This window comes from Spirillospora sp. NPDC049652 (assembly GCF_040675125.1).
Taxonomy (GTDB): domain Bacteria; phylum Actinomycetota; class Actinomycetes; order Streptosporangiales; family Streptosporangiaceae; genus Spirillospora.
Map to the genome: position 1 here is coordinate 1 of NZ_JBFAOF010000736.1, position 3,762 is coordinate 3,762.

Annotated in this window: 3 protein-coding genes and 1 pseudogene; 1 reads left to right on the forward strand and 3 read right to left on the reverse strand. The window is 74.2% G+C overall.

The genetic code is table 11. The annotated features are described in order from the left end of the window. From AB0J52_RS31630 to AB0J52_RS31640, 3 genes and pseudogenes are all read right to left on the reverse strand, one after another. Window positions 1-186: pseudogene (locus tag AB0J52_RS31630) on the reverse strand (AMP-binding protein); the annotation flags it as partial. Beyond that, complete coding sequence (locus AB0J52_RS31635; protein WP_500186438.1) at window positions 186-1,868, reverse strand: AMP-binding protein; 1,683 nt, start codon at window positions 1,866-1,868, stop codon at window positions 186-188. The pseudogene AB0J52_RS31630 and the gene AB0J52_RS31635, both read right to left, overlap by 1 nt. A gap of 74 nt (window positions 1,869-1,942) precedes the next feature. Beyond that, complete coding sequence (locus AB0J52_RS31640) at window positions 1,943-2,686, reverse strand: TetR/AcrR family transcriptional regulator (protein ID WP_500186439.1); 744 nt, start codon at window positions 2,684-2,686, stop codon at window positions 1,943-1,945. An 89-nt stretch (window positions 2,687-2,775) separates the two neighbouring features. On the opposite strand from AB0J52_RS31640, the gene AB0J52_RS31645 reads away from it, so the two are divergent. Beyond that, the coding region (locus AB0J52_RS31645) for an MFS transporter (RefSeq protein WP_500186440.1) at window positions 2,776-3,762 on the forward strand (987 nt) is incomplete at its 3' end.

Below are 3,762 nucleotides of genomic sequence, written 5' to 3' on the forward strand. Positions count from 1 at the left end.
GAGGCCGCGGGCGACGACGTCCACCTCGTCGTCCAGCTGCGCGTACGTCCAGCGGCGGCCGGTCTCGCACTCGACCAGCGCCTCCCGGTCGGGAAAGGCGGCGACGGTCCGTTCGAGGTTCGCGCCGATGGTGTCGCCGAGCAGGGGCAGCGCCGAGGCGCCGGACGCGTAGGACAGGGCGGTCATCAGCGGCCGTCCTCGCGGAACTCGCCCGCCGGGCGGTCGTCCGCGTGGGCGTGCTTGCCGATCTCGGCGGTCCGCAGCTCCACCCGGCGGATCTTGCCGGAGATGGTCTTCGGCAGCTCCGCGCTGAACTCCAGCAGCCGGACCCGCTTGTACGGGGACAGCCGCGCCGCGCAGTGCTCGAAGATCGACTTCGCGGTGGCGTCGGACGGCTCGAACCCGGCCGCGAGCGTCACGTACGCCTTCGGGACGGCGAGGCGCACCGGGTCCGGGGACGGCACGACCGCCGCCTCCGCGACCGCCTCGTGCTCGATCAGCACGCTCTCCAGCTCGAACGGGGAGATCTTGTAGTCGGACGCCTTGAACACGTCGTCGGCGCGCCCGACGTAGGTGATGTAGCCGTCCTCGTCGCGGGCGCCGATGTCGCCGGTGTGGTAGACGCCGTCGCGCATCGCCTCGGCGGTGCGCTCCTCGTCGCCGTGGTAGCCGGTGGTCAGGCCGAGCGGGCGCTCGCCGAGGTCGAGGCAGATCTCGCCCTCGTCGCCGTGCTCGCCGGTGACCGGGTCGACCAGCACGACGTCGTAGCCGGGCACCGGGCGGCCCATCGAGCCCGGCTTCACCGGCTGGCCGGGCGTGTTCGCGATCTGGACGGTCGTCTCGGTCTGCCCGAAGCCGTCCCGGATCGTAGTCCCCCAGGCGTCCCGGACCCGCTCGATGACCTCGGGGTTCAGCGGCTCGCCGGCGGCGACGACCTCGCGCGGCGGGGTCTGCAGCCGGTCGAGGTCGGCCTGGATCAGCATCCGCCACACCGTCGGCGGCGCGCAGAACGACGTGACGCCGCAGCGGTCGATCGCGTCGAGCAGCCGGTCGGCGTCGAACCGGGTGTAGTTGAAGATGAAGACGGTCGCCTCGGCGTTCCACGGCGCGAAGACGTTGCTCCACGCGTGCTTGGCCCAGCCGGGCGAGGAGATGTTCAGGTGGACGTCGCCGGGCCGCAGGCCGATCCAGTACATCGTGGACAGGTGGCCCACGGGGTAGGACGCGTGCGTGTGCTCGACGAGCTTCGGCTTCGCGGTCGTCCCGGACGTGAAGTACAGCAGCAGCGTGTCGTCGGCGCGGGTCGTCCCGTACGGGGTGAAGTGCGGGTCGGCGTCGTAGGCGTCGGCGTAGCGCAGCCAGCCGTCCACGGGCTCGCCGACCGCGATCCGCGTGTACGCGCCGGGGACGCCGTCGAACTTGCCCGCGCTCGCGGACGAGGCGACGACGTGCTTGGCGTGCCCGCGCTCGATCCGGTCGCGCAGGTCGTCGGCGCCGAGCAGCGGCGTGCACGGGATCATCACCGCGCCGAGCTTCATCGTCGCGAGGACGGTCTCCCAGAGCTCGACCTGGTTGCCGAGCATGACCACGACGCGGTCGCCGCGCCGCACGCCCGCGCCGCGCAGCCAGTTCGCGACGCGTGCGGACCGCTCGGCCATCTCCGCGAAGGAGTACTTCGCCTCCGAGCCGTCCTCCTCGACGATCCACAGCGCCGTGCGGTCGTTCTCGTCGGCGATGTGGTCGAACCAGTCCAGCGCCCAGTTGAAGCCGGTCAGCACCGGCCAGCGGAACTTCTCCCGCGCCGCCTGGTAGTCCTCGCGATGGGCCAGCAAGAAATCACGCGCCGCCCGGAACTCGACCGCCTGCATCGAAGGAACCCCTCCTCGTCTCACCAGGATCGTTTCCAGTCTCTGTGACCGCCGCCACCCCCGAACGGGGGTAGTCACAGCCCGGACGGATTCCCAGCGGTGAGGAAGGCCGAGGTGAGGACGGCGGCCATGTGCTCGCCGACCCGCTCGACCGGCCAGCCGCGCTCGACGAGCAGGGTCTCGCCGACGCCGTTGGAGATCAGGGCGAGCAGCATGTCGGTGGCGGTCTCGACCGTCCAGTGGGGGGCGAGCGCGCCTTCATCGGCGAGCCGCCGGACCAGCGCCCGGTTGCTCTCGCGCCGCCAGTACAGGACGGTCTCCCAGTGCCGCGCCGCGTCCGGATCGGTGTGCGCGACGCGCTCGACCGCGCGGGAGACCGCGAGGGTCCGGGCCGTGAACTCGGCGTGCCGGTGGGCGAAGACCGTGAGGGCCGTCCGGGCGTCCGGGGCCTCGGCGACGGGGGCGAACCGTCCTTCGAGGTCCTCCTCCTCGTTGACGTGGTCGAACAGCGCCGTGATGAGGTCCGCGCGGGACGCGAAGTGCAGGTAGACCGCGCGCCGCGACACCCCGGCGCGCTCGGCGACGGCCGCCATCGTGGCGGCCGGGACGCCCTCGGTCTCCACGATCTCGCGGACCGCCCGCAGCAGCGCGGCCCGCGACCGCCGCCCCCGCGCGTTCCGCGGAGCCTCCCGCGCGGCGCGGGGAGCCTCGCGCGCGGTGCCCGAAGCCTCCCGCGCGGCCTCGGGCGCGGCGCGGGGAGCGTCGGGCGCGGCGCGCGGGGCCTCGCGTGCGGAGCGCGGGGCGTCGGTGGGTGTCACGCCTCCATGCTGCCATCTTGTGAGAACTGCACGCCGTGTGTACTTTCTTGGCATTAACTGCACATGGTGTGAAGTTAGGAGTGATCCGGATGCGGTGGTGGCTGGTCGGCGCGGCGGCGCTGGTGGTGTTCATGGCGACCCTGGACACCAGCGTGGTCGCGGTCGCGCTGCCGGCGCTGGAGCGCGACCTCGGCGTCCCGACGGCCGCCGTGGAGTGGGTCGTCCTGGGGTATCTGCTGCCGCTGGTGGCGCTGACCCTGCCCGCCGGGCGGTGGCTCGACCGGGTCGGACGGCGTCCGGCGCTGGTCGCGGCGGTCGGCGGGTTCACCGTGGCGAGCGTCGCCGCCGGGGCCGCGCCGTCGCTGCCCGTCCTGGTCGCGGCGCGCGCCGCGCAGGGGGCCTTCGCCGGGGTGCTGTTCGCGCTGGTCCCGATGGTCGTGCTCGCGGCGGGACCGCCGGAACGCGCCGGCCGCGCGAGCGCGGCGGTCATGACGTTCGGGCCGCTCGGCGCGGTCAGCGGGCCGGTGCTCGGCGGCTGGATGGTGCAGGAGTGGGGCTGGCCGTGGATCTTCTACGTGAACGTCCCGGCCGGGCTGGGGGTGATCGCGGTCGCGCTGCGGGAGCTTCCGGCGGGGGAGCGGCTGCGCCCGCCGGACCGGGGGCTGCTGGGCGAGACCGTCCTGCTGGGCGCGGCCACGGGCGCGCTGCTGACCGGGTTCTCGCTGGCGGCCGGGCGCGGGATCGGCTGGCTGGCGCTGACGCCGGCGGCCGTGCCGTTCGTGCTCGTCTGGCGGCGGACGGCGGCGGCGCGTCCGGTCCGGACGCTGCTGGCCTCGCGGCAGGTGGCGGGACCGGTCACGGCCGTGCTGCTGGCGGCGGTGACGCTGTCCCTGGTGGAGTTCCTCGCGCCGTACTACCTGCAACGCGTGCTCGGCGTCTCGGCGGGCGCGGCGGGGACGGCCGTCCTCGCGCTGCCGGTCGGGATCGTGCTGGGCGGACCGGTCGGCGGGGTGCTCGCCGACCGGTGGGGCGGCGGAGCGGCCGGACGCGTGCGGGTCGCGCTCTGCGACTGCGTG

Coding starts and splice junctions, on each gene's coding strand:
- AB0J52_RS31635 (WP_500186438.1), bottom strand. CDS start 1,868: ATGCAGGCGGTCGAGTTCCGGGCGGCGCGTGATTTCTTGCTGGCCCAT.